This is a genomic window from Seonamhaeicola sediminis, assembly GCF_004358095.2.
GTDB classification, from domain to species: Bacteria; Bacteroidota; Bacteroidia; order Flavobacteriales; family Flavobacteriaceae; genus Seonamhaeicola; species Seonamhaeicola sediminis.
Genome location: NZ_SMZJ02000024.1, coordinates 1 through 3416 on the forward strand (window position 1 = coordinate 1; position 3416 = coordinate 3416).

General features: G+C 32.2%; 5 protein-coding genes. All 5 read left to right on the forward strand.

Going from position 1 to position 3416, the window contains the following annotated elements; genetic code table 11:
* Positions 1–602: 602 nt before the first annotated feature.
* The 5 genes from E1J38_RS14835 (at position 603) to E1J38_RS14855 (ending at position 3257) form a co-directional block, all read left to right on the forward strand.
* A complete protein-coding gene (locus E1J38_RS14835; RefSeq protein WP_133357622.1) occupies positions 603–1106 on the forward strand; it encodes an energy transducer TonB in 504 nt (167 codons plus the stop codon).
* A 149-nt stretch (positions 1107–1255) separates the two neighbouring features.
* Positions 1256–2182, forward strand: coding sequence for a toxin-antitoxin system YwqK family antitoxin (locus E1J38_RS14840; RefSeq protein WP_133357621.1), 927 nt, complete (start codon positions 1256–1258; stop codon positions 2180–2182).
* 153 nt (positions 2183–2335) lie between these two features.
* Positions 2336–2632: a hypothetical protein gene (locus tag E1J38_RS14845; RefSeq protein ID WP_133357620.1), complete on the forward strand. Its 297-nt coding sequence runs from the start codon at positions 2336–2338 to the stop codon at positions 2630–2632.
* Between the two features lie 3 nt (positions 2633–2635).
* The gene (locus E1J38_RS14850; protein ID WP_133357619.1) at positions 2636–2878 is read left to right on the forward strand and encodes a hypothetical protein; all 243 of its coding nucleotides are present in this window, start codon (positions 2636–2638) and stop codon (positions 2876–2878) included.
* A gap of 7 nt (positions 2879–2885) precedes the next feature.
* The gene (locus E1J38_RS14855; protein ID WP_133357618.1) at positions 2886–3257 is read left to right on the forward strand and encodes a hypothetical protein; all 372 of its coding nucleotides are present in this window, start codon (positions 2886–2888) and stop codon (positions 3255–3257) included.
* Positions 3258–3416 lie beyond the last annotated feature (159 nt).

Below are 3416 nucleotides of genomic sequence, written 5' to 3' on the forward strand. Positions count from 1 at the left end.
GTATTTTCCAACTTCGTTTGTGAATGTCGATGCCAATGTATAACTTTGGTTGAGCAGTTTGTTCAGTTTTCATATCTTAATCGTTTTAGTGAACTTTAAAGATACTGACTTACTGCTTTTTCATGGATGCTATAAAAAATAAGGGCTTCGGTGTCTAATTAAACAAAATTTCTATCTAAAAACGTCGTCGTGCGTGGAAAATTTTATACTTCCTGCCCTTACTTTCCATACACGAGGCACGATGATAGCACATTCGCCAAAGGCGAACTTTAATCTGCGCTGCTTCGCAGACAATGCATCTTAAAGCATGTGCTATCATCTGCAGGGTTAAACCAAATTACTACTAAAACCTATCCTAAAAATATCGCCTTCTGCGGGCTTCGAGCCAAAACGTGCGACATCGTCGGTTNTTCTCGAATTCCCAAGCCAATAAATTCTACAATTTACGCTTCGCTTTCGCGAAGCTAATTGACAATCAATAATTAGAGAGTATATGGAAGTCCTTTTCTCTAATTATTGCTCAAGAATTTATTATCTTTTCATTCTCTAAGCAGAACTACGTTTAACCCTGCAGTTGTGCATAATTTGAGAAAACCCACGAGTTGAATAAAATAATAGGAATAATATTGACCATTTTACTTCTGACTTCTTGTAAGAATTCGGAAAAAACAGAAACGGAAAACAATTCTGAATCTGAAAAAGCAACTAATCAATCGGAATTTAAAAAAGTGGAATCTGAAAACTCGCTGAACTTGGAATACCAACTTTTAGGCGAAAATGATGAACAAATAAATTTTGCAAGTTTAAAAAAGATGCCTGAATTTCCAGGTGGACTTGATTCGCTAACCAGATTTATACAACGGAATTATAAATTTCATCAAGGATTTACGGAATATATAAACGGAAAAGTCAAATCAACTTTTGTAGTTGACACTGTTGGAAAAGTCATTGACATAGAAATAATTGAACGATTAAGAAAAGATTATGACACTGCTTGTTACAAAGTAATATCTAAAATTCCTGACTGGAAACCAGCGGAATTGGAGAATGGAAAAAAAGTGAAAGTGAAATTTCTTCTACCATTCAAATTTGTGACTGAAGAATGAAAAAACTATGCACAACAATGTATAACCGCAATTACGGCGGATTCGACTACGTCCGAATCCACTCGGAATTGCTAACGTCAGTGCTTAACCGAAAATTAACGCATATAAACCGTAACTGACGGTTATACGAAACCGTTGTGCATAATTAAATGAAAAACATAGTCTATATATTAATTCTATTGATTTCTTGTTCGACTTTTGGACAAGAAAAGCCAATTGATATCGACTCAATATTCAATCAAATTATAAGTAATCCGAAAACCAAACTTGACCGAAGAACGTATTCCAAATCGATTATCAAGGAGTTTCACGAATTAAAACTCAATGAAAATGAATGGATAGCTTTTAGAGAGTATTATCCAAATAACAGACTAAAAGAAAAAGGGATATTTCTAAATGGAGATTATTTTGGAATTTGGAAAGCTTTCGACAAAAATGGAAATCTGATTTCAGAAATAAACTACTTCCTTTCAAAGAAAATTAATGGTAATGATTTAGGATTTGAAGAAACATTTGACCAATGCAAATTAAAAGCTGACCAAATAATTCAATCTCATTTCGGAAAAGAAAGTAATTTTAAATTAAACGCTTCAAGAAGCTATTGGTACAGCAAAAACAATTCTGGGACTTGGTTTGAAAAACGTTCAGAAAAGCCTGAAGAATTCCGTCTGACTTATTCTTATAACGTCTCAGATTCTTTAAAATTTGATGTCGTCGATTTATACTTCAATTCGGATTTGGAATTAACGAAAGATGAAATTAAAGGGCTTCCGAAAACAAAACCTTACGAATTTAGATTAGATTATTCCAAAGCAAAAGAAATTGCGAACTCAAGAAACTATGGAATAACTAATCATCAAAATGCATTCAAAGATAGCGAATACCTAAAACTAATCTTTGATAAAAGTGACAGTAGCTATAAGTGGATTATTTCTAATGTACCTGAAACAAAATGGAAAGGATATGAAAACACTAATAGCGGAATAATAACTGGAATTGGAAAAACACTTCGAATTAACTGTTTGACTGGAGAAATAGAAGAAAGCGAATTTGGAGGAACAATAATTGTAAATTAACTATGCACAACAATGGCTATAAGTAATTGCTTGTTCTCGCCTACTTCTGAAAATCCTCGCGGATTTTCAGTTGGGTGTGTACTTGCTAAGTTAAGTGCTAACCCACGCAACTACTCATAGCCGAGACCGTTGCCAGTAATTTCGACTATGACTATGTCAAAAAGAAAATTAAATATAAGAAGACAGGAATTCAAGGATAAAATTCTGGTTATTTTAGAAAATGAAATTGACGAAAAAACCAAAGCAAAAATTAATAGTTGCAACTCTAAAAATGAGATTAGGAAAGTTATCTGTGAATTAACCGAATATCACAGTCAATTAAGAGAAAACGGAATAAAATCAATTTATCCATCAAGTAAAAAGAAGAAACCTAACTTAAAAGGTGCCGAATTTGACCGAACAATAAATTCTGTTAAAGCTATTTACACACCTATGGGAAACAAAAGATAGAATATGAAATCACATCAAAAATTATGGAGTTTATTTTTTTTAATTGCACCAGCAGTCTATATCGGAATGGAACACGGATTTTGGAAAGGAATAATTGCACTTGGAATTTATGCGGTTTTAAGTATGATTGTTGGTTGGATTTCAGTTTTAAGTTTCCCAACAAAGTTTATGGGAATTTGGGCTTATCTAAAAGGACCAATAATAGCTGGAATTATTATCATCGGATTTAATTACTTTATGAGTTAAAACTATTATGGGAAATTTGAAATTATCCGAACTTTCAAAAAAAAGAGTAATCGAACTTTTTGAGCAATATTTTACCGAAAACTTCCCTGAAAAACTCAAATTCAATCCGACTTTAATTGAGTACAACGATGACAATGTAAAATTTGGAATGTGGAAACATCATGGAGTTTTAAATATGGGTTCAGAAAATTTAATAAAGATTTATGAGAATATGGAAAGTCGATTTGAACAAAATAAAACTGTTTTAAAAAAATGGGATGAATTAATATTTGAGCTCGACAAATATTTGAGTTTAGCTAAAAAAACAGGAGGAACTTTAAGTCATAAAGTTGGGAGCATGAGAGATAAACAAATTGAATTGAGGAACAATTTTGAATAAAAAACTACTGGCAACACCGTGTCCTATGAAAAGCACTAGCCTAGTTCTCCAAAGTTAATATTTTATTTTTAATTATCTCATAATGATGATTCTGTGGTGTTGGAATGTTGATAATTCCGATAGGATTATCAATATTTCAACAGCCTTTAAATAACTTGC